A 26,469-nucleotide genomic window follows, 5' to 3' on the forward strand; every position below is an offset into this window, starting at 1 on the left:
GCCAACGGTACTCGTAAAGCGAAGCACCTTGTCATAGTGCTAATGATACGATAACAGAGGGCATCATTCGATTTGATAAAACCTCACTTAGATGAAGACATTCTCAATCCAAGCAAGCATACCTTTTACGCTACTGGCCCTGAACTCCTACCAAACGCAGAAGCCAGTAGAAAGCCCTGCCAGCGTTGGGGCCACGCCGATGTGGCAGTCGGAGGCGTATGCGCTGTACCCGGACAGTATGGTGCAGGGGGAGCATGTGGCGCGAGCGTTTTCTCCAACTCATCTGACCTCCAGCTACCGGAGCCCGGCCAACGAGTTCCAGGACCCGCGCATCACGTTTAAGTTCGCCATCAACGGCCGCGACAACGAAAAGGCCTCCGGCACCGGCGAGTGGAGCAACTGGGGTTATACCAATGTAGTAGAAGTTCCGCTTCAGCAAGGCCGCCACACCATCTCCCTCACCTTTGAGCCGGCCAATGAAAACATGCACGGTGAAATAAATCAGGCAATGGTTGACAATATGCGAGTCATTAAAATCAGGTAAAAGGCCTGCTGCTCTAAAGAACGAGCGAAGGCTTAGGACTAAATACAGCTAAAACTGCCACCTGTAGACGACAGGTGGAAATCAGATTAAAAATTTTGCGTGAGGAGGGATAGTATGTGTGCGTGCAGGCTATTACTGGTATAGAGGGATAACCTCAAATACAGTAACGAAATTTTTAGATGAAGTATCAGTACGAAAACGCATCAGATCTTGCCGTAGACGAAGACTTTATTCAATGGGTGAAATCGCCTACACCTGAAAGGGATTTGATTTGGAAGACTTGGCTGCAGCAGTATCCCTTTCACCGTGAATTAGTGGAAGAAGCCAGGCAAATGGTACTGCTGCTGTCAGAAGATGAGGACGAGCTGCATGACTTTGAGTTAGAAGCGATGTGGGAGCAACTGAACCAGACGATAAGAGAAGATGATCCCCGACATTTGGGTGAGGCCAGTGTGGTGTCGCTAGACTTCTGGCAAAGGAACAGAATGGCAGCAATAGCCGCCTCTGCCAGTTTACTGCTCCTGCTATCGGCCTTCTTTATATATAGTAGCCTGCAGAACAACACAGTGGAATATGCAACGGCCTATGGTGCAAAACGCACCATACAGCTGCCGGATAAGTCTGTGGTAGTGCTGAACTCTAATTCAAGGATTTCATTCCCGCATGAATGGTCCGAAAGTGAAGTACGCTTCGTGCAGCTTGAAGGGGAAGCTTTTTTTGAAGTCACTCATAAAGAAAACGATCAGAAGTTTGTCGTGCAAACTGCAGACGGCGTACGGGTGGAGGTATTAGGGACAGCATTTGATGTGTCGAGCAGGGGAGCCAGGAGCCGTGTGGTATTAGCCTCCGGTAAAGTCCGGCTCAATTATGAGCAGGGCAATGAGGAAAAACAACTGGTGATGAAGCCAGGGGAGCTGGTTGAAGTATCTGGAACCACAGCGAGTATTACCAGAAAGGATGTTCGAACAGAACTCTATACCTCCTGGAAAGAAAATAAAGTCGTTTTTGAAAACACCTCCCTGCAGGAGATAGCCGCCATGCTGGAGGATGTTTACGGATATGAAGTAACGATGAAGGAGGCCAGCCTGGTAGATATGAAACTGACAGCGCACCTCGACGACAGTGGAGTAGATAATATTCTGGAAACAGTGTCTGAAACACTGGGAGTAACAATTGAAAAGCAGAATCAGGAAATAACAATAAGTCTTACAAATAAATAAGTTCTATGCAAAATAAATACACAAGGCGGATCAAGGCCCTTGGCCTTTCCACTGCGTTATGCTGCTTAGTTTTACCAGGAACTGCACAGGGTCTGAGTAACTCAGATATGCAGGTGGAACTGGCGGCTAACTATAGCAGAAATAAAACGAACTACGTTCTTAAATCGCTGAACGAAGTTCTGACAGACATTCGAAGCAAGTTTGGTATCCAGTTTTCTTTTAAAGCGGATGTGGCTCAAAACCTGCAACTGCGCGTGCCTGCGTCCTTGGAGGGAGAAAAAGATGCGGAAGCTCTTTTGAACAGCGTGCTGCAGCCAGCCGGACTGAATTACAAAAAGGTAAATGAGGTGTACATCATTCAGAAGGCTGTTGCCGCACCTGCTGCAAAGGGGGAAAGAAGCTTTGCCCCGGTGCGGACGGACTCCGAAAGCCGGCGTGCGCAGGCGGATGTAACGGTGACAGGCCAGGTAACAGATGAGACCGGTGTAGGATTACCAGGTGTAACGGTTGTGCTGCAAGGTACTTCCCGCGGTACATCCACAGACTATGAAGGTAACTATTCCATTGCTGTGCCTTCCACTGGTGCCACCCTCGTTTTCTCTTATATTGGTTACACAAACCAGGAAGTGCAGGTAGGCAACCAGTCTACTATCAACGTGACGCTGAGCGAGGATGCGGAGGCGCTCGATGAGGTTGTGATAGTGGGTTATGGTACACAGCGTAAGAGTGACCTGACTGGTACTGTTACTTCCGTCTCGGAAAAGGAGTTTCAGAAAGGTAACATCCAGACGCCGGAGCAGCTGATTGCCGGCAAAGTGGCTGGTGTACAAATTACCTCTAGCAGCGGCGCACCTGGGGCAGGTAGCCAAATCAGGATTCGTGGTGGCTCTTCCCTTAGTGCAAGCAATGATCCGCTTATTGTAATAGATGGTGTTCCAGTTGATAACCAGGGTGTTGCCGGCGTGGCAAATCCGCTGGCCCTTATTAACCCGAATGATATTGAGTCATTTAATATTTTAAGAGACGCTTCAGCCACTGCTATATATGGTTCCCGTGCCTCGAACGGCGTTATTATTATCACAACCAAAAAAGGTAAAGCAGGAGAAAAGCTAAGTGTAAACTTCAGTTCGCTTGCTTCTGTCTCTTACAACCCGAGCCAGATTGATGTATTGACGGGTGATGAGTACCGGGCTGTCGTAAACCAGTATGCGGCCCCTGCAAACAGAGCGTTATTAGGTGACGTCAACACAAACTGGCAGGAGCTTATTTACCGCAACGCGTACAGCTTTGATAACAACGTGAGCGTTAGCGGTAGTATTAAATCAGTACCTTACCGCGTTTCTATTGGTTATTTAGACCAGGACGGTGTGCTGCTTACCTCTAACCTGGAGAGAGCATCTGCCGCACTCACTTTAAACCCGACCTTCCTGGACGACCATTTAAAGGTTAACCTGAATGTGAGGGGAATAAAAGCGGAACAACGCTTTGCAAATGAAGGCGCTGTTGGAACGGCCGTGAGCTTTGATCCGACGCAACCTGTTTATGCTGATAACGAATTCGGGGGTTATTTTGAGTGGGTCGATTCGAGAGGTGTTATCAATCCACTGGCACCGCGTAACCCACTGAGCATGCTGGAGCAGACAAATAACACCAGCGATGTAAGAAGGAGCATTGGAAATTTACAACTTGATTACAAATTTCATTTCTTTCCTGCTCTCCGGGCCAACCTGAACTTGGGCTACGATGTTTCAGAGGGTGAGGGTGATATTATACTTCCTACCACCCTGGGTTCTGTATTCTTGCAAGGTGGAAGCCGCTCACATTATGAGCAGAGCAAAAAGAATAACCTGCTCGACTTCTACCTGAATTATACGCAGGAGTATGAAGAAATCAGAAGCCGCGTTGATATGACAGCTGGTTATTCTTACCAGAAGTTTAATACAGAGATACCAGCTTTCCCGACGACGAACTTTGCAGGTGATGACACGCTCAATACTCCACGGCCGGATGAATTCACAAACGTGCTGATCTCTTACTTTGGAAGAATTAACTACTCCTTCAGGGACAAATATTTGTTGACGGCTACTGTGCGTAGAGACGGATCGTCCCGCTTCAGCCCAGACACACGCTGGGGAACGTTCCCTGCTTTGGCACTTGCCTGGAGAATTGCGGAAGAACCGTTCATGAGAAGTATAACTGCTTTATCTGATTTGAAATTAAGGCTGGGTTATGGAATTACCGGACAGCAGGACATACCAGGTGGTAATTATCCATACCTGCCCCGTTATGCTTACAGTAACAACGAAGCCAGTTATCGGCTGGGTGACCAGGTGTACACCACCTTACGCCCAGCGGGTTACGATGCGAATATTAAATGGGAAGAAACTGAAACCTACAACATCGGTCTTGACTATGGTTTGCTGAATAATAAAATATCAGGTACTGTAGACTATTACTTCAGACGTACAAACGACCTGATATCCTTTATTACCGTGCCGGCAGGCTCAAACCTCACAAACCAACTGTTCACGAACGTAGGTAGTCTGGAGAATAGAGGGGTAGAAGCAATGTTAAGCTATGCTGCTATCAATACAAACGACTTAACCTGGGATTTAAGCTTTAATGCTACCTATAACCAGAATGAGATTACAAAGCTTAACCAGATAGAAGATCCAAATTTCCCTGGAGTCCAAACAGGTGGAATCGGTGGCGGTGTGGGTAACACTATACAGATTAACTCCGTTGGATTCCCGCGAAACACATTCTATGTATATCAGCAGGTTTACAATGGAAACGGCATGCCTATTGAGCGTTTGTACGTGGACCAGGATAGAAGCGGAAGTATCACAGATGAGGACTTCTTCCGTTACCAGAGCCCGGACCCGGATGTATTCCTGGGCTTTACATCGCAACTGAACTATAAGAACTGGAACTTGGGCTTTGTGTTCCGCGGGTCAATCGGCAACTATGTGTACAACAATATCAACGCGAATACTTTCTACAACAACGTTGATTGGCCAGGTTATCTGCTCACTATACCAAGAAGCATCCTGGAGACGAATTTTGTTAGTGAAGATGCAGAGCGCCTATTTTCGAATTACTTTGTAGAAAATGCTTCTTTTCTGCGCCTTGACAATATTAACCTCGGCTACAATTTTGGCAGAGTATTCAATGATAAGGCAAATTTACGTGTGTCGGCTACGGGGCAAAACCTATTTATAATTACAAATTACTCTGGTCTGGATCCTGAAGTGGCAGGTGGCATCGACAACAGCTTCTATCCAAGACCACGCATTTTCTCGCTGGGCGTGAACGTTGATTTATAATCAAAAACAAAAAAGAATGAAGACTAAATATTTAAAGAAGATATTATTAGCAGGAATAGTAGCCTTTTCTGTAACTGCCTGTCATGACGACCTGGACCAGGTGCCGCCTTATGAAATAACATCGGCTACGGTTTACAATGATTTTGCTAATTACAAGAGTGTACTGGCCAAACTTTACGCAGGCTATGCGCTAACCGGACAGTCGGGACCGGCAGGCAACGCTGACATTACGGGCGGTGACGAAGGTTTTTCCAGCTATCTGCGCCAGTACTGGCAGCTACAGGAACTACCAACCGACGAAGCTGTGATAGGGTGGGGCGATGCCGGTTTACCTGATTTGGTTGAGATGGATTGGACGCCAAATAACCAGTTTATCAGAGCTATGTTCAGCCGCATCTATTACCAGGTATCGCTTACAAATGAGTATATTCGTGAAACAACTGACGGTAAACTGAGTAGCCGTGGTATCTCAGGTTCACAGGCAGAGCTTGCAACGGAGTACCGTGCTGAAGCTCGCTTCCTGAGGGCCTTAAGCTATTGGCATGCGCTCGACTTATTCGGAGGCGGTGTCCCTTTTGTAACAGAAGAGGACCCGGTGGGTGCCTTTTTCCCGGAGCCAATCGCAAGAGAAGAGCTGTTTAACTACATAGAGTCAGAACTGCTTGCTATTGAAAACGACTTGGTTGCCGCAGGCCAGAATGAGTATGGAAGAGCCGACCAGGCTGCTGCCTGGACGCTGCTGACGAAGCTTTACCTTAATGCGGAGGTGTATACAGGAAATGCTCGTTATACAGAAGCTGTTACGTATGCTAAAAAAGTAATTGATGCAGGTTTTACCCTGGAAGATGAATATCAGCACCTGTTCCTGGCTGACAACAACACTGCAAATGGGATTATCTTCCCCATTGTTTATGATGGCTTGAGAACCCAGACTTGGGGTGGTATGACCTATCTGATACATGCTCCTTATGGTGGGGCGACTATGAACTTATCAGATTTCGGCATTGAAGAAGGCTGGACTGGTCTGCGAACCACAAAAGCGCTCGTGGAGAAATTCCCGGATGTGACAGCCACCATAGATGAGCGGGCTATTTTCCATACCGAAGGCCATACACTGGAGATTGAAGATTTAAGTCAGTTTACACAAGGGTTCGCAATTACAAAATACAGGAACGTAACCTCAACCGGCGCGCGTGGTTCTCACCCTACCGGATTGTTCCCGGACACAGACTACCCGATGTTCCGTCTGGCTGATGTGTACCTGATGTATGCAGAAGCTGTGCTTCGTGGTGGCGGTGGTGATATAGCAACGGCGCTGCAACTCGTGAATCAGTTGCGTGAGCGAGCTTATGACGGACCGGAAGGTAATATTACCTCAAGTCAGTTAACGCTTCCTTTTATACTGGATGAAAGAGCCAGAGAATTGTACTGGGAAGCACACCGCAGAACTGACTTAATCCGTTTCGGCTTGTTTACGGGAGGAGAGTATGTGTGGCCATGGAAAGGTGGTGTGCAGGAAGGAAGAAGCGTACCGGAATTCAGAAATTTGTACCCAATACCTGCAGTAGACGTTATCGCTAACCCTAACCTGGTGCAGAATCCGAACTACAGGTAACAGAAACGGGTAAGCAGCGAACAGGCAGCTTACCCGTTTTATCCACTAATTTTAAAAGAGATATATGAAGACTTGGATAAACAGAGTATTTATACTCACCCTATGTTCCTTAGCTCTGTTCTCCTGTGAGAAGGATGAGGATCGTGCTATTCTTAGAGTAGGCACAGCACCTATGCTACAGGCCTCTATGAGTAGTATTGTTTTAACAGAGGAAGATGCAGCTAACGACGCTGTTGCCCTTTCATGGAGCGAAGCTGACTTCGGCTATGGTGCTGCTGTAGAGTACACACTACAGATAGATACTGCCGGGAATAACTTTGCTACACCCTACACTGCTTCTATGGGTAATGATTTGGAAGTGGCCTGGACAGTAGAAGAGTTAAACACGCTGCTCACAAGATTGAATTATACCCCGGATGAGGCGCAAGACCTTCCTATTAGAATTATGGCCACTGTTTCTGATATGGTAGATCCTGTATATTCTAACGTTTCTACTATCAGTGTTACGCCCTATTCTACTTTTGTAGAGCCAGGATATCTTTATGTTCCAGGGGCTTACCAGGGATGGGCTCCGGCTACCGCGCCCGCTCTTACTTCGGTAGAGGATAACGGTATCTATTTTGGTATTATTGACTTCTCAGACGCTGAGGACCTGAACTTTAAGTTTACACCTGAAAGAAACTGGGACACAGACTATGGTATGGGAGATGCTGAGGGAACCTTAAGTCCGGGTGGTGGCAATTTATCAGTGCCCACCGCCGACACCTATAGGATAACGGTTAACCTGAATACTAATACCTGGTCTTTTACCAGATACTCCTGGGGATTGATCGGCAGCGCCACTTCTACTGGATGGGATGGTGACCTGGACATGGAATATGATTATGAAGAAGGAGTCTGGAGACTAACAACTGATTTAACTGCAGGTGCCATTAAGTTCAGGCTAAATGATGACTGGGCACTTAATTATGGTGATAATAATGCTAACGATGATCTCCTGGATGAAGCTGGCAGTGACATTATGATTGAAGAGGCAGGCACTTATGAGATTGTTCTCGATTTAGAAACCGAAGACGGCACGCCTACCTACTCTGTAACCAGACAGTAAGCAGCTTTGCAGCTACATTTTTAAAGCACCTGTGCAACCAAAAAGCGCAGGTGCTTTTTTATGACCATACCTAAGAGTAGAACCATCATACCAATTTGTCTTTCCAAAAGTTTTGCTTCTATCTGGCGGCGCAGGTATAAAAGCCATGCCGGAGATGCTGCATCTTCGGCATGTTTTGTTTAATTACGTATGCCTCCACAAGTATCAGGAAGAAGAGAAAGAAGTACATCAACAGTTAACTATTAAGAAGACATGCTGAAATTAGGAATGATAGGCCTGGGCGACATTGCCCAAAAAGCGTACCTGCCGGTATTAAGTAACAGGGCAGATGTGGAACTGCACCTGTATACCAGGAATCAGGAAAAACTTGCACGGATCGGCCAACAATACCGATACCAGCATCTGCACCAAAACCTTGAATCGCTGCTTAACAGTGGCATAAAAGGCGCATTTGTGCATGGGACTACGGAAGCACACTCAGAACTGGTGGAGCAGTTGCTGCAACACGGTATACATGTGTATGTCGATAAGCCGATTACGTACAGTTACGATTCAACTAGGCGGCTGGTAGCGTTGGCAGAGAATAAAGGCTTAACGTTGATGACCGGCTTTAACAGGAGGTATGCACCGGCGTACCAGAAGCTAAAAGAGGTAAAGGAGCCAAATATGGTTATCATGCAGAAGAACCGGTTCGCCTTACCCGCAGCTGCGCGCACCTTTATCTTCGACGATTTTATTCATGTAGTCGATACGCTGCGGTACCTGTTCCCGTACCCGGTGGAGCAGCTTCTTGTAAGTGGCAGAATAGAGCAGGAACTGCTGCATCATGTAACGGTACAGTTTATCTCCACTGGTGCCACCGCCATCGGCATCATGAACCGTGACAGCGGTACAAATGAGGAGAAGGTGGAAGTAATGAGTACCTCCGAGAAAAGAATAGCTTATAATGTATCGGATGTCGTGGTGCTGCAGGGCAAAAAAGAGACCCGCCTGGGAAGCAGTGACTGGGAGCCCACCTTATACAAGCGCGGATTTGAGGGGATTGTGGCTGATTTTATAAAGGCCGTGGCAACAGGCACTCCTCCAGGCATTACAGCAAATGATGCCCTGGCCACGCATGAGATTTGCGAAAGGATAGTGGAGGAACTGTCAAGAAGCTGATGTGATGCCAAAGAAGAAGGCACCGTAACTGTAGCTGACTTTCTTTCATTTGGCAGGAAATGTATTTTTTAAATGGTTGCTTCATAAGTCACTCTTCGTTCTTTTCCGTTTTTTATTTCCTAAACTGAATACTTGTGCTTTTTCTCCGTATAGGCTTATATCTCAACCAGAATTAATAATAGTAATATGCAGAACAAAGTTGAATTAACATCTCTTGTCTCAGTACTCGCTCAAGTGAAGAAAGAAGGATATAAACTTGATTTTAGAGTAACGGAAGACGGCATGCTGAGCACCATGGACAGCAAACAGCAGTTCAGGCCGGACGAGGTGCGGATCGTGAACTTCTACCGTTTTGAAGGAGAAAGCAATCCGGATGATATGGCCATCCTATACGTGGTAGATACAACCTCTGGTGCCAAAGGCACCATCTCTGATGCATATGGTCTTTATTCGGATGAAGCAACTGAAACCTTTATGAAGCAGGTCCAGGATTTAGGAAAAAACCTGGACACTAGAGTTTAACCCGGAAAAGCGAATGGTTTGATGCTGCCTCACGTTTTCACTTACCTCTCACAGCGCCTGCGTTATAGTATTTCATTTAGTTAGAAGCTACAGGTGCAGCACTAGCAACTGCCTTGTATTTGCCTGCAACTTCAGGCTGGAGTATCAATGTTGTTATAAGCTGGTATATTATCTCCGGATAAACCTTTGTCTGCCTCAGGCATTGTCTTATATCATTCCTATAACAGCAGCAGCACTGATTCGTAGAGTTATGTAAGAATGCCAGGCATTGTTTAGTACCTGATTAGTTGCGCCTCTCATTCTATTTACGAATAACAGCATACGCTCTTCTTGCAGGCTTGTGAGACGATAGCAAACCTCAGTTAAATATGACCCACCATACAAGAATAGAACATATAGGAAAACCACGTGTACTAATTATCGGTGGCGGTTTTGCAGGTATTGAACTGGCAAAGTCGCTTCGGGATGTTGATGTGCAGGTGGTTCTGGTAGACAGGCAAAATTACCATACCTTTCAGCCACTGCTCTACCAGGTGGCAACCGCCGGTGTGGAGGCAGATTCCATTGTGCACCCTTTCAGGAAAATTTTTAAAGGGCAGGATAACTTCTACTTCCGGCTGGCAGAGGTGGAGTTTATAGATACAGCAAACAACCTGGTGGAGACTTCTATCGGACTGATAGAGTACGACTACCTGGTGATGGCAACCGGCGCCACGTCTAACTTTTTCGGTGACAAAGCGATGGAGGAGAAGGCCATTTCCATGAAGAGCTTGGATGATGCCTTAACGCTTCGGAACACTATTCTAAAGAATTTTGAACAGGCTTTACAGATTGAGGACGACGAGCAGTTGAACAGCCTGATGGATTATGTAATTGTGGGTGGCGGTGCTACAGGAGTGGAACTGGCTGGCGCGTTGAGTGAGCTGCGCAGGCATGTGCTGCCAAAGGACTACCGGGAACTCAATTTCAAAGAGATGGATATCCACCTAATACAGAGTGGGCCCCAGCTTCTTAAAGGAATGTCAGCAGAGGCATCAGAGAAAGCGTTGAAGTTTCTGGAAGACTTTGGCGTAAACGTATGGCTGAATCGGCGGGTGAAGTCCTATGACGGTTATACAGTAACATTAGACACAGGAGAGACGCTGATCACCCGGACCCTCATTTGGGCGGCAGGTGTATCAGGTGCACCTATAAAAGGTATCCAAAATGAAAGCGTTTTGCGTGGTGACAGGCTGAAGGTGGATGTTTACAACCGCGTGTCGGGCTATGATAATATTTTTGCTATTGGCGATATAGCCGCCATGATTACGGAGGAGTACCCGTATGGGCACCCCATGCTGGCGCAGCCTGCCATACAGCAAGGCGAAAAGTTAGGAAAAAATTTGTGCAACATATTTTCAGGAAAACCTTTAGAGGCATTTACCTACGACGACAAAGGTTCCATGGCAACAGTGGGGCGTAACCGCGCCGTGGCTGACCTGAAGATCTTAAAAAAGGAGTATAAAACACAAGGTTTCTTAGCCTGGCTCATCTGGATGTTTATCCACCTTATTTCCGTTGTTGGTTTCCGGAATCGTCTGGTTGTTACCGTTAACTGGCTTTGGAGTTATTTTACCTACGACACGGGTAACCGTTTAATCGTAGGCAATAAGCAGGAGAATATTCCGGTGGAAGAAACCATTTCACGCAAAGCGGTGGTATAAATTGCATGTTCGTTCCGGGGAGCAGAGGCGTTATCCGTATATAACAAGCGCTGCCTGTTCAGTTTTCTGGACAGGCAGCGCTTGCGCAAAGCTAAGCTTCCTTAAATTGGATAGCCTCTATATTCATCCTGGTAGCTGATCCACTGCAGGGTGGTGAGTTCTTCCAGAATCCACTGCCCACCGAAACGTCCTATTCCGGAATCCTTTTCTCCTCCAAACGGTGTGTTCATCTCATCATTCACGGATTGGTCGTTAATGTGCACCATACCTGCTTCTATCTGTTTGGCAAGCCATATACCTTTCTGCAGGTCTCTGGTATGCAGTGCTGAACTCAGGCCGTACTGCGTTGCATTTGCCAGCCTGATTCCTTCCTTGTCGTCTTTGAAAGTAGTCAGGCCTACAACCGGACCAAAAATCTCTTCCTGAAATACCGGGTTATTTTCCGTTACCCCAGATAGCACCGTTGGCTGAACCACATTGCCTTCTGCTTCGCCTCCTGTTTCTATTTTCGCACCAGCCTTCACAGCCCTGTCAATTAGGTCTAGTACGCGCTTCACCGACTTGTTATCAATTAAAGGTCCTATAACAGTTTCCTTGTCGGTTGGGTCACCATAAGGCAATGCCTTCGCTCTTTCTACAAAACATTTTCTGAACTCTTCATACACCTTTTCATGTAGGAGTATCCGGTTCGTGGACATACATATCTGCCCCTGATGCATGTACCTGCCAAAAATAGCGGCATCTACGGCATTGCCAATATCAGCATCTTCCAGAACAACCAGCGGGTTGTTTCCGCCTAACTCCAGCGCAAGCTTCTTCAAGCCTTCTCCACCTACACGGCCTATACCTTTTCCCACCGGTGTAGACCCAGTAAAGGAAATGAGGTTGGATACCGGATGCCCTGTAAAGTAGTCGCCGATGATACTGGACTTGCCCACCACTACACTTATGACTCCTTTAGGCACACCTGCTTCTTCAAAAAGCTTGGCAATAAATGTTCCTCCGGTTACCGGCGACTGAGAAGCAGGTTTCATTACAACCGTATTCCCAACTGCCAAGGCAGGGGCGACCGTACGCATTGAAAGGTACAGCGGGAAATTCCACGGACTAATCATGGCCACAACTCCCAGGGCTTTCCTGAAGACCAGGCTCTGCTTGCCTGACGTCATAGATGGGATAGTGTACCCGTGCATTCTCATCGGGAAGGAGGCAGACTCAATCAGCATCTGGTACGTCTGCATAAATTCTATCTCTGCCTTTTGGTAAGTGCCTCCCACCTCCTTTGTCAGCCAGTCCATTATCTCATCTTTGCGCCCCTGTAAAAGTTCCGCAGCTTTCAGCAGTACCTTTTGCCTTTCTGTTGGGGGAGTTACGCTCCATGTTTTGGAGGCTTCTTTAGCGTTATTGAAAGCGCTATCTACGTCATCTGTACTTGCACCTTTGAATGTGTTAATTACAGATTCATCATATGGGTTCAGGTTCTCGACTGTGTTGCCCTCTGTTCCGTCGAGCCATTCACCATTGATAAACTGCTTGTTAAGTTCTTTGTATGCTTCCATAGTTTTTTGTCGTGTTACTACATGCGTTTAGACAAGTTTACACCCAAAGCAGCTTGATTGTTTAAAGTTTTCTCTAATGCTGTGGCACTACACGACTCAGGTTAGCTGATCTGTTGCCTGTTTACGGTGCTGAATAATCCGGAAGCTCTCCACCATTTTAACCGCCTCGGTTATATTTTCGGCAAGAAGTGTGATGAAGGCGCCCTCCGGGGCATACTCCAGCGCATAGGCAAGTGCGCGCGCTTCCTGGTTTATTTCTTTGGGCTCCATCTCTGGTTTCACCGAAAAAATTCCCTCTTTCAGTAAGTTGTTTATCTCTTTGCCATTGCGGCCCCGCAAGTCAGTGTCCTGCCGGATAATGATTTCGTCAAACACCGAGGCGGCAATTCTTCCAACATCCCGCGTGTCTTCATCGCGCCTGTCTCCGATACCTGCTATTATGCCAATCTTAGGCTGCCCCTCCATCTGACTGATAAAGTCGCTGATAGCCTGCATGCCTGCAGCATTGTGGGCATAGTCAATCAGCACGTCACACTTTGGCAGGTGAAACAGGTTCATGCGGCCCGGTGTGGTTTCCGCTGATGGAATAAAGGTGCGCAGCGCCGTCTTTATCTCACCTACCTCGAGGTGGGCGATGTAACCTGCTAGTGTGGCAGCCAGCACATTCTGGATATTGAACCTGGCTTTGCCCCTGAAGGTAAGCGGCACGTCCGCCACCCGGTCCACTCTTATTTTGTAGGTGTTTTTGAAGATAGAGATGTAGCCGTCTTCAAAAACGGCAGCCAGTCCGCCTTTCGATATATGTTCTTTAATGCGAAAGTTTTCTTCATCCATGCTGAAATAAGCAACTTTGCATCGTAAGCCGATTGCCATGTTATAGACAAGATCGTCGTCGGCATTTAGGATAGCGTATCCGTCCGGGTAAACAGTTTTAGGAATAACGGCTTTCACTTTAGCCATTTCCTCCACGGTATTGATGTCCTTTAAGCCAAGGTGGTCCGCTGATACGTTGGTTACGATGCCTATGTCGCACTGGGTAAACGCAAGGCCTGACCGCAGCAAGCCGCCACGTGCGCACTCCAGCACCGCATAATCCACGGTCGGGTCTTTCAGCACAAACTCACTGCTGAAGGAACCGGTGGTATCGCCTTTCACTATTTTTCTGTCTTGTATGTAAATACCGTCTGTTGTGGTAAAGCCGACTTTTTTCCCTTTAAACTTCAGCATGTGTGCTATCAGCCGGGTGGTGGTGGTTTTACCGTTAGTGCCTGTTACTGCTACGATCGGGATGCGGGAAGGGCAACCGTATGGGAACAGCATGTTGATGATAGGGTCGGCCACGTTACGAGGCAAGCCTTCGGTAGGGGAGATGTGCATGCGCAAACCCGGAGCAGCGTTTACTTCTATCACGGCGCCTCTTGTTTCGGGGAGTGGTATGGCAATGTCTGAAGTCATCACATCAATACCGCAGATGTCTAACCCGATAATGCCGGCTATCCGCTCTGCCATCAGCACGTTGTAAGGGTGCACGATATCCGTTACGTCTGCGGCGGTACCGCCTGTACTCAGGTTAGCGGTGTTCTTAAGGTACAATGCTTCTCCGGCTGCTAGTATCGACTGTAACGTAAGCCCCTTTTCCCGCAGGATACCCCTTGTTATTTTATCAATCTTGATATGTGTCAGTGCTTTCTCATGCCCCACGCCACGGCGTGGATCTTTATTCACGGCATTCACCAACTGCCTGATTGTGGACTGCCCGTCTCCGGTCACCATGGCTGGTGTGCGTCTGGCAGCCGCTATAAACTTGCCGTCAATCACCAGCATGCGGTAATCGTGGCCCTGGATAAACTGCTCTACCATCACGGCGTCAGAGAAACGCTTCGCCTCAGCGAGTCCTTTCAGCGCGTCTTTCCAGGTCAAGAGGTTGATGCTGGCGCCTTTGCCCTGGTTGCCATCCAATGGTTTTGTTACAATCGGGTAGCCAAGTTCCTCCACAGCTTCCTCCAGTTCAGCGGCATTATACACAATATGGCCCTGTGGCACCGGTATACCAGCTTCGTCTAAAATCAGCTTTGTGGTGTTTTTGTCACCGGCACACTCCACTGCAAAGAAGGATGTCTTATTTGACATGGCCGCCTGTATACGCTGCTGATGTACTCCGTAGCCCAGGTGTATGTGATCGCTTTTCCTGTTTTGGATGTAGGGAATGTTTCGTGAAACAGCCTCCTGTATGATGGCCTCCGTGCTGGGTCCAAAGTATTCATCTTCCCGTATCTGGTGTAGTTTGGCGACATCCTGTATTACGCTCACCTTTTCTCCCATAGCGAGAGCTTCTGTAATGCGCACAGCCGCTTCGGCCGCATACTCCCCGGCCCGTTCCTGCTGATAGGTAAATACAACCCAGTCCATACCCGACTCATTTGCCGCATACCGCCTGCCATACCCGCACTCCATACCAGCCATTGTCTGAAGTTCGAGTGCAATGTGCTGCACCACTTTGCTTAAGGTGGTGCCCTCGCGTACTAACCTGAAGAAGCCTCCATCGGTGCCCACTGAGGAGCGGTGTTTGTACATGCCCGGAAAGAGTTTCTCAAGCCTTTGTGCCAGGTTCTGCACTTCATTTGTAAGGGTGTCCTTCAGTTCTTCCAGGTCCAGCTTCAACACAATTACTTTCGGATGCTTTATGGACCAGTAATTAGGACCACGCATAATTTTAAGCTCTGCTATTTTCATACATTATGTTTGATGCGCTTCATAAAAGCAATATAAATGCGTAGTGGTGATGCCATAAAAAGAGTTAAAAGGATGGGATTTAACCATTAAAACTCCTTATACGTTTCGGGAGGCTGCATGGCAGTATATAGAAGCTGAAAAAATATTCAGTCACTTAAAACAGTTGTAAGGAGGAGGCACTGTCTCTTCTTTATGGAGAGAAGGACGGTATGTGTTTTGATGCCAAGGGCAAATGAAAAAGAGCTTACAGCAGTGTTAAAACAGAAAAACCGCTTCGTCTCAGAAGACAAAGCGGTTTTTCTGTTTTAACACAAATGGCGCAGTTTATGGCGCACCGGAGAAGCTAATAGTCCAAACAAACCGGCATTGATACACGGTAAAAGTATGTTATCTGTACAGCACCAGTTTGGAGAGCTCTTTAGAAGGCAAATCAGAGGCACCCATCATGTAAATGTCAATGGCACGTGCTGCTTCCCGTCCGTCAGAAATGGCCCATACCACCAGCGACTGCCCACGAAAGGAATCGCCGGCTGCGAATATGCCAGGTACATTTGTCTGCCAGTCCTGCAGTTTAAAATTCCCTCGCTGGTCTGTCTCTATATCGAAGCTTGCTTTGAAAGCATCGTGCATCGGGCGCTCATAGCCGATGGCTATCATACCCAGGTCGCAAGGAAGTATCTTTTCGCTTTCTGCTTTCTCAGTGTACTCACGTCCGTTTTTCCATTCCAGTTCTACCACCTTCAGGCCTGTGACATGCCCGTTCTCGTCGCCTACAAATTCTTTTGTAAGCCAGCCCCAGCTACGCTCACAGCCTTCTTCGTGTGAGCTGGAGGAGGTGTAGGTCATAGGCGTCTCCGGCCATGGGTTATCTGGAGGGCGAACGGTAGAGGGCATGGTGCGATACTGCAATTGGCTCACAGAGGCTGCAAACTGACGGTTGGCTGTTCCCACGCAGTCAGAGCCCGTGTCGCCACCGCCCACCACGAGTACATGTTTGTCGCGGGCATACAAGTCTTCTTCCGCTGGTATATCCTCCCCAGCCACTCTTCGGTTATGCAGCGTCAGGTAGTCCATCGCAAAATGAATTCCTTTCAGGTGGCTACCAGGAATATTCAGTGGTCTTGGCTTGGTTGAACCAATGGCAAGCAGCACGGCATCATACTTCCTGTGTAGTTTCTTCAGGCTAATGTCTTTTCCTATTTCCTGTCCTAAATGGAATTGAACGCCTTCTTCCTCCAGAACAGCGAGGCGGCGGTCGATCGTCCACTTCTCCAGCTTAAAGTCAGGTATACCGTAACGCAGCAGACCGCCGGCCTTATCGTCTTTGTCGTAGACATCCACCTTGTGCCCCGCCTGGTTCAGTTGGGCTGCGGCTGCCAGACCAGCAGGTCCGGAGCCGATAACAGCCACCTTTTTGCCTGTTCGGCGCACGGGAGGCTGCGCTTTTACAAGCCCCAATTCAAATGACTTCTCCGCAATAGCTTTCTCAATATGCTCGATGGCTACAGCAGGCTTGTTAATAGACAGCACACAACTGGACTCGCAGGGAGCAGGGCAGATGCGGCCCGTGAACTCAGGAAAGTTGTTCGTGCTGTACAAAATCTGCGCGGCACGTTCCCATTCGCCGTCATAAACCGCGTCGTTGAAGTCCGGAATCAGGTTGCCTAAAGGGCAGCCGTTGTGGCAGAAAGGCACGCCGCAGTCCATGCAGCGGGCAGCCTGTATCTTCGTCTTTTCCTCCGGAAATTCAGTGTATATTTCGTTTGAGTCGTTTATTCTTTGTTTCGGATCGCGCGCTGCTGGCAGCTCACGGTTATATTTCAAAAATCCATCTTCTTTTCCCATCAGGCTACTTCTTTAAGCATTTCACTTTCTTTTACTTTTAATGCCTTCTTCAGGTCGTGTGGCATCACCTTCTGGAAGAACTTCTGGTCGGCATGCCAGGCTTTCAGCATTTGCTGTGCCAGCACACTACCGGTATAGAACGCATGCTCCTTCAGCTTCAGCTCTATCCAAGCCAGGTCTTCCTCATTCGGTTGCTCCAGGTCTACCATATCCAGGTTGCATTGATCTGCGAAAGCATTCGCAGGGTCATAGACGTAGGCCATACCACCGCTCATACCAGCCGCAAAGTTTTTACCTACCGAACCAAGAACCAGCACCTTACCACCAGTCATATATTCGCAACCGTGGTCGCCGATGCCTTCCACTACTGCTTCTGCTCCGGAATTACGCACGCAAAAACGCTCTCCTGCCATACCGTTGATATAGGCAGTACCGGAGGTAGCACCGTATAAGGCTACGTTGCCGGTAATGATATGCTCATGCGCCACATACGTGGTGCCCTCAAACGGCTGCAGAATCAGCTTGCCACCAGATAGCCCTTTGCCCAGGTAATCGTTGGCTTCGCCAATAAGCCGGAAGGTGAGGCCAGGTGCCAGGAAGCCGCCGAAGGTTTGCCCGGCAGAACCATGAAAGGTTGCCTTGAAGCTGTGTTCCGGTAAACCTGCCTTTCCGTGCTCCAGGGATACCTCATAAGAGAGCATGGCACCTACCGTGCGGTCTACGTTGATGATGCGGTGTTCTACTTCGGTTTTGCCTTTCTTGTAGTCACGGATTAGCTTTCTGTCCAGTATCTGCTCAATATCATGCACCTGGTGAATCTGGTTGTAGATACCCACATTGTTCGGCACTACCTCCTTGTGCAGGATAGGGGCGAAGTTTAGGTTCTTCAACTTCCAGTGGTTCAGGTTGTTCCGTACTTTCAGTACCTGGCTCTGGCCCACCATCTCGTTGATAGTACGGAAGCCCAGTGATGCCATGATCTGCCGCAACTCCTCGACCATAAACTGGAATAGGTTCACCACGTACTCCGGCTCGCCGGTAAACAGCTGCCGCAGCTCCGGGTTTTGCGTTGCAATACCCACAGGGCAGGTGTTCATGTGGCACTTGCGCATCATGATACAGCCTTCGGCAATCAGGGCGGCGGTGGCAACACCGTATTCTTCTGCGCCTAATAGTGTGGCCACAGCAAGGTCATACCCCGTCATCAGCTTACCGTCTGTTTGCAGCACCACGCGGCTGCGCAGGTTATTCTTCACCAGTGTCTGATGTGCCTCAGCTAAACCGATTTCCCAGGGCAGACCGGCATGACGAATAGAACTAAGAGGGCTTGCACCAGTACCTCCGTCGGCACCGGATATCATGATGGCGTCTGCTTTCGCTTTGGCCACACCTGCAGCAATAGTACCCACGCCTGCCTCTGCTACCAGTTTCACATTGATCCGGGCATTCGGGTTGGCATTTTTCAGATCATAAATCAGCTGCTTCAGGTCCTCTATCGAGTATATGTCGTGGTGCGGCGGCGGTGAAATCAGGCCTACACCCGGTGTAGAATGACGCACCCGTGCAATCCAGCCGTCTACTTTATGTCCAGGCAGCTGTCCGCCTTCTCCAGGCTTGGCACCTTGTGCAATTTTTATCTGTATTTCATCAGCGTTCGCCAGGTAATGGCTTGTTACTCCGAAGCGGCCGGAGGCCACCTGCTTAATAGCTGATCGTTCTGAATCGCCATTAGGCTTCACAACATAACGCGCCTCGTCTTCGCCGCCTTCGCCGCTGTTGCTCTTTCCGCCGATGCGGTTCATGGCTATGGCCAGTGTGCTGTGCGCCTCATGCGAGAGGGAGCCAAAGGACATTGCCCCGGTGGCAAAGCGTTTGAGTATAGTCTCTGCTGGCTCTACTTCTTCAATTGGCACCGACTGGCGCTTACGGAATTCGAACAGGTTGCGGAGTGTTATGGTGGACTCCTGGTGCTTGCGCACATGCTGCGAGTATTCCTGGTACAGGCGGAAGTCATTCAATCGCGTAGATTTCTGCAGCAAGTGAATAATCTCCGGACGCAGCAGGTGTTCTTCGCCTCTTCTTCTCCACTGGAAGAAGCCACCTGTTTCCAGCAGGTTGTTTTCTTCCAGGTACGCAGACTGGTGCTTAATAAGCGCCTCTTTCTCCAAATCCTCGAAGTTCAAACCTTCCAGTCGGCTGGTTGTGCCTTTGAAGCATTTCTGAATTACTTCCTGCCCGAACCCTAAGCACTCAAAAATCTGGGCGCTCTGGTAAGACTGAAGGGTACTGATACCCATTTTGGAGAGAATTTTCAGCAAACCGTTTCCGACAGCATAAATAAAGTTATCCGCGTAGGCTGCAAAAGGCACCGAGGTATCCAGTTTTTCCTGCTGCAGCAGGCTCTGAATAGTATCATACACCATATATGGGTATACACAGCTGGCGCCATACCCAATTATAGTAGCGAAATGGTGCGTTTCCCATGCGTCTCCGGCCTCAACCACCAATCCCGTTTTCGTTCGGATGCGCTTGTGCACCAGGTGATGGTGAATGGCACCTACAGCTAAAAGCGAAGGGATAGCGGCACAGGTGGGGCCAATGGCACGGTTAGATATGATGAGTATTTTCTTACCGTCACGCACGGCTGCCTCTGCCTCTTCACATATGGTATCCAGTGCTTTTTGCAAGGCACCTGTCTCTGTAGTAGGGAAGGTGGCCTTTATATAAGTGTGCTCAAACCCTTCCGAGCCAAGGTTGATGATCTTATTAAAATCCCCGTGGCTCAGTACCGGATGCGAAATATGTATCTGGCGCGTGTGGGCAGGCGTTTCATCCAGCACGTTCAGCGACTCTCCTAAACGAGTGAAAAGCGACATCACCAGGCGTTCGCGGATAGGGTCAATCGGTGGGTTACTCACCTGCGCAAAATGCTGCTTAAAGTAATTGGACACGTGCTGGCTTTGCAGCGAGAGCACTGCCAGCGGAGCATCAGAACCCATGCTGCCCAAAGGCTCTTTGCCTGTGGTTGCCATCGGTTTAATGATCAGCTTTAAGTCCTCGGCCGTATAGCCGTAAGCCTTTTGCTTTTGCAGCAGCTCGTCCGGTAATATCTCGTTCAGACAGAAGTTAGGTTCCGGCTGCTGGTGCAGCTTAATACGGTTTTGCTGAATCCACTCAAAATAAGGCTTATCGTTGCAGACAATGCGCTTTATCTCCTCATCCTCATAAATCTTGTTCTCTTCAAGGTTAGCCAGGAGCATCTTACCAGGTTGCAGTCTGCCCCGTCGCACAACGTCTTTCGGGTTAACAGGGAGCGCACCGGCCTCTGATGCCATGATCAGGCGCCCTTGCTTTGTCACGCAAAAACGCACGGGGCGCAGACCATTGCGATCCAGTGTGGCGCCAATCTGTTTGCCGTCGGTAAAGAACAGGGCGGCAGGACCATCCCAGGGCTCCATCAGGGAAGCGTGGTATTTATAGAAAGCTTTTCTGTAAGGGTCCATAAAAGGGTTGTCCTGCCAGGCTTCCGGCACCAGCATCATCATCACGTGGGGGAGAGGCCTTCCGGCTAACGTCAGCAACTCCACCATTGCATCCAGGTTGGCAGAATCTGAGTTCTCCGGGTTTGTGATAGGTAGCAGCCATTTCATCTCCTCTTCTGTGAACAGGGGAGAGTACATCAGGGCCTCCTTCGACTTCATCTTGGTCACGTTTCCGCGGATGGTGTTTATCTCGCCATTGTGCGCGATAAAACGGAAAGGCTGTGCCAGTTTCCAGTTAGGAAAGGTGTTGGTGGAGAAGCGGGAGTGCACCACCGCCAGGGCAGACTTAAAGTCAGGGTGGCGAAGATCGTGGTAATACTTCTCAACCTGGTCTGTTTTCAGCTGACCTTTATATATAATAGTGCGCGAGGAGAGACTGGCAATAAAAAAGGTGCCGTTCTCGCCACTCACTGTTTTTTTTATTTCGTGTGTTATCAAGCTGCGCAACACAAACAGCTTCCGCTCCAGTTCATCCTCCTTAATGTTCGGATCAACGGGCTTTACAAACACCTGCTCAATGTACGGCTCTACCGCTTTCGCTTCGTGACCGGGAACGCGACCGTTTACAGGTACTAAACGGTAGCCCAGCAAATCAAAGCCCATCTTGCGGATGCACTGGTTCATGGTCTGGCGGCATTTATCCCTTACCTCGTACACCGACGGGAAGAAAATCATCCCGACACCATAGAAGCCAGGCTGAGGAAGCTGAATGGCAAACTCATCCAACTGCTTTTTGAAAAACTCATGCGGTAATTGCACCAGAATTCCGGCACCGTCCCCCGTCTCAGAATCACTTCCTGTAGCACCGCGGTGCTCCATATTCGTTAGCATGGTCAATGCATCCTTCACGATGCTGTGTGCTTTTTTCCCGTTCAGGTTTACAACACATCCCACTCCGCAGGAATCATGCTCAAACTCGGATCTGTACAACCCTGGATTTATTGTATTATCTTGATTCATCTAACATTAACTGAGGTAAACATTTACTTATTTGTGTAAACGAATGCATAATTTACTACAAGAATCGTCAAAAAACAAATTATTCCTTATAGATATCGTATTAGAACTACGTTTTTAGATGAAAAATCAGCAAAAAAGATGTACTTTATATAAATTAGTTTAAAAATGCAGGTGCCTATCAGGACAAACTATTGCCATGTTCGCAAAGATTAAAATTTTGAGTTTTTGTTAGAAAATGTAAGTTACTTAACCGGATTCGGTACGGTTCAAAGAGAAGAAGTGTAAATCCTGCCAAACTGTTGATAGGACATCGCTTAAGCATGACTTCGAACTATTCTCTCCTAAATGTAAGCCACGATCCTTACTATAGTCACAATGGCAGTGACAGAAGCTATTTGTAAAAGTTAAAATGTGATATGTCAATCTTTTCTGTTGTATATTGTTAAATTGTTAAGTATTATTGATTACAGATAATCAAATGGCAAAATATAACCTAATCTGATGGAAACATTCTTGCCTATCTTGTTTGCCGCGCTGGTTGGGATGGGGCATGCCTTTGAAGCGGATCACCTGATTGCCGTCGGTAACATCATTACGAGGCGCGATAGCCTGGTACTGGCAGTGAAGGATGGCTTCTACTGGGGGCTTGGCCATACAACAACACTGGTCATAGTAGGATCGGTGATTTTGTTAAGCCGCGCCACTTTTCTGAGCTCAGGTTACTTCGAGGCCTTTGTGGGACTGATGTTAATCATAATGGGCATTAGCAGGCTCACGAACAGGCGTAATTTTGCCGGAGCAGGCGCTGCCCGCTACCAGCACAGTGTAGCGTATACTGTTGGCCTGCTGCACGGCCTGGCCGGTAGCGGTGCCCTTGTACTACTGGTGATGAGCGAAATCAGCGACATAATGTTAGGTATCACTTACCTGCTTGTTTTTGGTATGGGCTCTATTGTTGGTATGTTCATAGCGGCGGGTCTGTTTAGTATTCCGTTTACACAGCGTATGAAGATCAACAAGACCTTTCGATCAGGTATTGTGGTCGTGTCTTCGCTGATCTGTGTTCTTTATGGCAGCTGGATGATATACCAGAACCTGATTGCTTGAACCTGGAGGCATAAACGCAAAGTCATTATTGATAGTCTGTTCATGCCAGGAGAGGCAGCTATTTCAGAAAGCACTGTTTTTCTAATTACTTAGCTGCTTATTTATATATATAGCATCTTCAAGTTTTAACGCCACAACAAATGCACCTATCGCCTAAAGACATTGACAAGCTGGTTTTGCATAACGCAGGATTTGTGGCCCAGAAACGACATGCACGGGGACTGCTGTTGAATTACCCCGAAGCGGTGGCGTTGATTGCCACACAATTGCTGGAGTTTATCAGAGACGGTGAGAACGTAGCCACACTCATGGACAAAGGTAAAAAGATACTGGGGCTGTGTGATGTGATGCACGGTGTGGCCGATATGGTGGCCGAAGTGCAGGTGGAGGGTACTTTCCCGGATGGCACAAAGCTCGTAACGGTGCACCACCCCATCTGCCGCGAGCGTGGCCTCCCTGAGTTGGCTTTGTATGGCTCAGGCCTGAGTTATGATAAAAAAACCATAACGCCGGAAAATACAGTGAATGAAAATCCGGGGGAGTATATGCTGGCACCGGAAGAACTCACCTTAAACGAGGGGCGCGATATCATAGAAATGGATGTGACCAACATGGGTGACCGGCCGGTGCAGGTGGGTTCTCACTATCCTTTTTTTGAAACTAACGCCCTATTGCAGTTCGACCGAGGGAAAGCTTTTGGCTACCGCCTGAACATACCCGCCGGTACAGCTGTGCGCTTTGAGCCCGGCGAACGGAAGAGGGTGCAACTGGTGTCCCTGGCCGGTGAGCGGACGGTCTACGGTGGCAACAATTTAACTGGAGGGCAGCTGACAGAAAAGCATAAAGCCGATGCCCTGGAAAGAGCCAAAGCAGCAGGCTTTCTGTCTCGTTGATTGTTAATCGTTGTTCGTATTCCGAAACTCATTCATTATAAACCAATTCAATCAACACACAACAAATAACAATCAACAATTAAACAAACAATCAACGCTATGAGCTTCCAAATAGACCGCCGCGCCTATGCCGACATGTATGGCCCTACTGTAGGAGACAAGGTGCGCCTGGGCGATACCAGCCTGCTGGTAGAGGTGGAGAAAGACTACAGTGTCTATGGTGAAGAGTGTAAGTTTGGAGGAGGTAAGGTGTTGCGTGATGGCATGGGCCAGGCTGCTGGTATAGCACAGGCCGATGCCCTGGATTTGATGATAACCAATGCGCTAGTGATTGATTATACAGGTATATATAAAGCTGACATCGGCATCAAAGACGGACGCATATCGGGTATAGGAAAAGGTGGCAACCCACACATAATGCCGGGTATAACCCCAGGTATGGTGGTTGGCGTAACAACTGAGGTGGTAGCTGGAGAAAACCAGATTCTGACAGCCGGTGCCATAGACTGCCATATTCACTTTATATGCCCGCAGCAGATAAATGAGGCGCTGGCTTCCGGTGTAACCACCATGGTGGGTGGGGGCACAGGTCCTGCGGCAGGCACCAACGCGACCACCTGCACACCGGGTGCTTTCTTCATAGAGATGATGCTGAAGGCAACGGAGGCATACCCGCTCAATTTCGGTTTTCTGGCCAAAGGAAACTCATCCAAACCAGAAGGGCTGATAGAGCAGGTGGAAGCCGGTGCCCTGGGTTTTAAACTGCACGAGGATTGGGGCACTACACCGGCTGCCATCGATAACTGCCTCACTATAGCAGAGCAATACGATGTGCAGGTGTGCATCCACACCGACACACTAAATGAAAGCGGCTTTGTGGAAACCTCTACAAATGCCTTCAAAGGCAGGACCATTCACGCCTATCATACTGAGGGAGCGGGTGGAGGTCACGCACCGGATATCATCAGGATTTGCGGAGAGCCTAACGTGATTCCATCCTCCACCAACCCGACGCGCCCTTTCACGGTGAACACCATCGACGAGCACCTCGATATGCTGATGGTGTGCCATCACCTCGATAAGAACATACCCGAGGATGTGGCCTTTGCCGAAAGCCGCATTCGGGGAGAAACAATAGCTGCCGAAGACATTCTGCATGATATGGGTGCTTTGTCTATCATCGCTTCCGACTCACAGGCCATGGGCCGGGTTGGGGAGGTGGTGACACGTACCTGGCAAACAGCCCATAAAATGAAAGAGCAACGCGACCTGCTACCTGAGGATGCCGCTTCAGAAGGCAAAGCGGATAATTTCCGGGTAAAGCGGTACATCGCTAAGTATACTATTAATCCGGCGCGGGCACATGGTTTTTCAGAGGAGATTGGCTCTGTGGAAGTGGGAAAACTGGCGGACCTGGTGCTGTGGAAGCCTGCCTTTTTCGGTTCGCGGCCTGAGATGGTCATCAAAGGCGGTGTTATTGTGCTGTCGCAGATGGGTGATGCCAACGCGTCTATTCCTACGCCGCAGCCTTATTACTCAAGGCCAATGTTCGGTTCCTTCGGTTCCGCCATTGGGAAGACGTCTATGGTGTTTGTGTCGCAAGCATCGGTGGCGCATGTGCAGGAAAACTATGGCTTGCAGAAACAGGTGGTAGCGGTAAAAAATTGCCGGAGTGTTTCTAAAAAAGATATGGCGCTGAATGATTTCCTGCCCAATATTGAAGTAGACCCAGAGACCTATAAAGTAACAGTGGATGGTGTGCACCTTACCTGCGAACCAGCCACAAAACTGCCCCTGGCGCAGCTTTATAATCTTTTTTAAGAGCAGGGAACGACACAGTCTTGTGTCTAATATCATTTAGCTTTTAGCATTTGAACAATGAAATTCGCCCGTTTGCTGCATTTAGTTGACTCTTCCATTCCTACAGGTTCTTTTGCCTATTCCTATGGTTTGGAGAGCAGCATTACGTTTGGGTTGATTCAAAACCAGTTTGAGCTGCGCAATTACCTGTACGCCTTCTTGCAGCAGGTGGTAAGCATGGAATTTCCGTTCATGAACTCCTGCTTTTGGTTGCAAGAGCCGGAACTGCAGGAGGAACTTTATACTATAGCGGAGGAGTATGATGCAATGATGCTGGTGCCTGTTATTCATAAGGCGAGTGTGGTGCAGGGGAAAAACTGGCTGAGGTTGCTGGAGTCGTTTTACCCGGAAGCGAGCATGCAGCATATTCGGGAATGGTTTACGGAGAAGGAGCTTCCGCTGCATTTTGTGCTGGTGTATGCGCTATGCCTGAAACGGGTAAACTTTACCTTAGAAGATGTGCAAACGATGTACCTGCACATGGCCCTGCGCGACCAGGTGAGCGCTGCTATCCGGCTAGGGTTTATCGGGCCCATGGAAGGCCACAAACTGCAGCACGCGTTTTATACCGTTTTCGATAACCTGATGGAAAGCCATGGAGATATGACGTATACTCAAGCCACACGGTCTGCTTTTATATTAGATACTTCTCAGGTTTTCCATGAAGACATCTACTCCAAATTATTTCAGAATTAAACAGTTTACAACGATATTTTGACCTGTTTATCACTATGTACAGCAATCAACAATGAAGCAATTAATTAATCAAAA

The 26,469-nt window shown here is 48.4% G+C and carries 16 protein-coding genes; 12 read left to right on the forward strand and 4 right to left on the reverse strand.

Annotation, left to right across the window (positions count from 1 at the left end):
• The first annotated feature begins 91 nt into the window (after window positions 1-91).
• The 8 genes from E1919_RS09730 to E1919_RS09765 all read left to right on the forward strand — a co-directional run bounded on the left by E1919_RS09730 (window position 92) and on the right by E1919_RS09765 (window position 11,199).
• Window positions 92-544, forward strand: a complete 453-nt coding sequence (locus E1919_RS09730; protein ID WP_162053175.1) for a carbohydrate-binding protein — start codon at window positions 92-94, stop codon at window positions 542-544.
• A 179-nt stretch (window positions 545-723) separates the two neighbouring features.
• Window positions 724-1,764: a FecR family protein gene (locus E1919_RS09735; RefSeq protein ID WP_162053176.1), complete on the forward strand. Its 1,041-nt coding sequence runs from the start codon at window positions 724-726 to the stop codon at window positions 1,762-1,764.
• A 107-nt stretch (window positions 1,765-1,871) separates the two neighbouring features.
• Window positions 1,872-5,090 carry a SusC/RagA family TonB-linked outer membrane protein gene (locus tag E1919_RS09740; RefSeq protein ID WP_162053177.1) on the forward strand — a complete coding sequence of 1,073 codons (3,219 nt, stop codon included), beginning with the start codon at window positions 1,872-1,874 and terminating at the stop codon, window positions 5,088-5,090.
• 16 nt (window positions 5,091-5,106) lie between these two features.
• Window positions 5,107-6,705, forward strand: a complete 1,599-nt coding sequence (locus tag E1919_RS09745; protein ID WP_162053178.1) for a RagB/SusD family nutrient uptake outer membrane protein — start codon at window positions 5,107-5,109, stop codon at window positions 6,703-6,705.
• Between the two features lie 64 nt (window positions 6,706-6,769).
• The gene (locus E1919_RS09750) at window positions 6,770-7,813 is read left to right on the forward strand and encodes a SusE domain-containing protein (protein ID WP_162053179.1); all 1,044 of its coding nucleotides are present in this window, start codon (window positions 6,770-6,772) and stop codon (window positions 7,811-7,813) included.
• A 252-nt stretch (window positions 7,814-8,065) separates the two neighbouring features.
• Window positions 8,066-8,974, forward strand: coding sequence for a Gfo/Idh/MocA family protein (locus E1919_RS09755; protein ID WP_162053180.1), 909 nt, complete (start codon window positions 8,066-8,068; stop codon window positions 8,972-8,974).
• Between the two features lie 186 nt (window positions 8,975-9,160).
• On the forward strand, window positions 9,161-9,496 hold the full coding sequence (locus E1919_RS09760; protein WP_162053181.1) for a hypothetical protein: 336 nt from the start codon (window positions 9,161-9,163) through the stop codon (window positions 9,494-9,496).
• Between the two features lie 368 nt (window positions 9,497-9,864).
• Window positions 9,865-11,199, forward strand: a complete 1,335-nt coding sequence (locus E1919_RS09765; RefSeq protein WP_162053182.1) for an NAD(P)/FAD-dependent oxidoreductase — start codon at window positions 9,865-9,867, stop codon at window positions 11,197-11,199.
• A 101-nt stretch (window positions 11,200-11,300) separates the two neighbouring features.
• Here the strand turns inward: E1919_RS09765 and E1919_RS09770 are convergent, their stop codons facing one another.
• The 4 genes from E1919_RS09770 to gltB form a co-directional block, all read right to left on the reverse strand.
• On the reverse strand, window positions 11,301-12,758 hold the full coding sequence (locus tag E1919_RS09770; RefSeq protein WP_162053183.1) for an aldehyde dehydrogenase family protein: 1,458 nt from the start codon (window positions 12,756-12,758) through the stop codon (window positions 11,301-11,303).
• Between the two features lie 96 nt (window positions 12,759-12,854).
• Window positions 12,855-15,491: a cyanophycin synthetase gene (gene cphA / locus E1919_RS09775; protein ID WP_162053184.1), complete on the reverse strand. Its 2,637-nt coding sequence runs from the start codon at window positions 15,489-15,491 to the stop codon at window positions 12,855-12,857.
• Between the two features lie 387 nt (window positions 15,492-15,878).
• Complete coding sequence (locus E1919_RS09780) at window positions 15,879-17,336, reverse strand: glutamate synthase subunit beta (RefSeq protein WP_162053185.1); 1,458 nt, start codon at window positions 17,334-17,336, stop codon at window positions 15,879-15,881.
• Window positions 17,336-21,838: a glutamate synthase large subunit gene (gene gltB / locus E1919_RS09785; RefSeq protein WP_162053186.1), complete on the reverse strand. Its 4,503-nt coding sequence runs from the start codon at window positions 21,836-21,838 to the stop codon at window positions 17,336-17,338. Before gltB ends, E1919_RS09780 begins: the two co-directional genes overlap by 1 nt.
• Before the next feature lie 501 nt (window positions 21,839-22,339).
• Here gltB and E1919_RS09790 point away from each other — a divergent pair.
• The 4 genes from E1919_RS09790 (at window position 22,340) to E1919_RS09805 (ending at window position 26,394) form a co-directional block, all read left to right on the forward strand.
• Entirely contained in the window at window positions 22,340-22,945 is a 606-nt protein-coding gene (locus tag E1919_RS09790; protein ID WP_162053187.1) for an urease accessory protein, read from the forward strand.
• 140 nt (window positions 22,946-23,085) lie between these two features.
• A complete protein-coding gene (locus E1919_RS09795) occupies window positions 23,086-23,838 on the forward strand; it encodes an urease subunit beta (RefSeq protein ID WP_162053188.1) in 753 nt (250 codons plus the stop codon).
• Window positions 23,839-23,937: 99 nt separating this feature from the next.
• Window positions 23,938-25,659, forward strand: a complete 1,722-nt coding sequence (gene ureC, locus E1919_RS09800) for an urease subunit alpha (RefSeq protein ID WP_162053189.1) — start codon at window positions 23,938-23,940, stop codon at window positions 25,657-25,659.
• A 57-nt stretch (window positions 25,660-25,716) separates the two neighbouring features.
• The gene (locus E1919_RS09805; RefSeq protein ID WP_162053190.1) at window positions 25,717-26,394 is read left to right on the forward strand and encodes an urease accessory protein UreF; all 678 of its coding nucleotides are present in this window, start codon (window positions 25,717-25,719) and stop codon (window positions 26,392-26,394) included.
• Window positions 26,395-26,469 lie beyond the last annotated feature (75 nt).

The sequence above is a fragment of the Pontibacter pamirensis genome (assembly GCF_010015475.1).
Classification (GTDB): domain Bacteria; phylum Bacteroidota; class Bacteroidia; order Cytophagales; family Hymenobacteraceae; genus Pontibacter; species Pontibacter pamirensis.

Bases quoted from the DNA above. Each gene is read 5' to 3' on its own strand.
- E1919_RS09765 (WP_162053182.1), top strand. From the start codon at position 9,865: ATGACCCACCATACAAGAATAGAACATATAGGAAAACCACGTGTACTA.
- E1919_RS09745 (WP_162053178.1), top strand. From the start codon at position 5,107: ATGAAGACTAAATATTTAAAGAAGATATTATTAGCAGGAATAGTAGCC.
- E1919_RS09795 (WP_162053188.1), top strand. From the start codon at position 23,086: ATGCACCTATCGCCTAAAGACATTGACAAGCTGGTTTTGCATAACGCA.
- ureC (WP_162053189.1), top strand. From the start codon at position 23,938: ATGAGCTTCCAAATAGACCGCCGCGCCTATGCCGACATGTATGGCCCT.
- gltB (WP_162053186.1), bottom strand. From the start codon at position 21,838: ATGAATCAAGATAATACAATAAATCCAGGGTTGTACAGATCCGAGTTT.
- E1919_RS09740 (WP_162053177.1), top strand. From the start codon at position 1,872: ATGCAGGTGGAACTGGCGGCTAACTATAGCAGAAATAAAACGAACTAC.
- E1919_RS09760 (WP_162053181.1), top strand. From the start codon at position 9,161: ATGCAGAACAAAGTTGAATTAACATCTCTTGTCTCAGTACTCGCTCAA.
- E1919_RS09780 (WP_162053185.1), bottom strand. From the start codon at position 17,336: ATGGGAAAAGAAGATGGATTTTTGAAATATAACCGTGAGCTGCCAGCA.
- E1919_RS09730 (WP_162053175.1), top strand. From the start codon at position 92: ATGAAGACATTCTCAATCCAAGCAAGCATACCTTTTACGCTACTGGCC.
- E1919_RS09735 (WP_162053176.1), top strand. From the start codon at position 724: ATGAAGTATCAGTACGAAAACGCATCAGATCTTGCCGTAGACGAAGAC.
- E1919_RS09750 (WP_162053179.1), top strand. From the start codon at position 6,770: ATGAAGACTTGGATAAACAGAGTATTTATACTCACCCTATGTTCCTTA.
- E1919_RS09805 (WP_162053190.1), top strand. From the start codon at position 25,717: ATGAAATTCGCCCGTTTGCTGCATTTAGTTGACTCTTCCATTCCTACA.
- E1919_RS09790 (WP_162053187.1), top strand. From the start codon at position 22,340: ATGGAAACATTCTTGCCTATCTTGTTTGCCGCGCTGGTTGGGATGGGG.
- cphA (WP_162053184.1), bottom strand. From the start codon at position 15,491: ATGAAAATAGCAGAGCTTAAAATTATGCGTGGTCCTAATTACTGGTCC.
- E1919_RS09755 (WP_162053180.1), top strand. From the start codon at position 8,066: ATGCTGAAATTAGGAATGATAGGCCTGGGCGACATTGCCCAAAAAGCG.
- E1919_RS09770 (WP_162053183.1), bottom strand. From the start codon at position 12,758: ATGGAAGCATACAAAGAACTTAACAAGCAGTTTATCAATGGTGAATGG.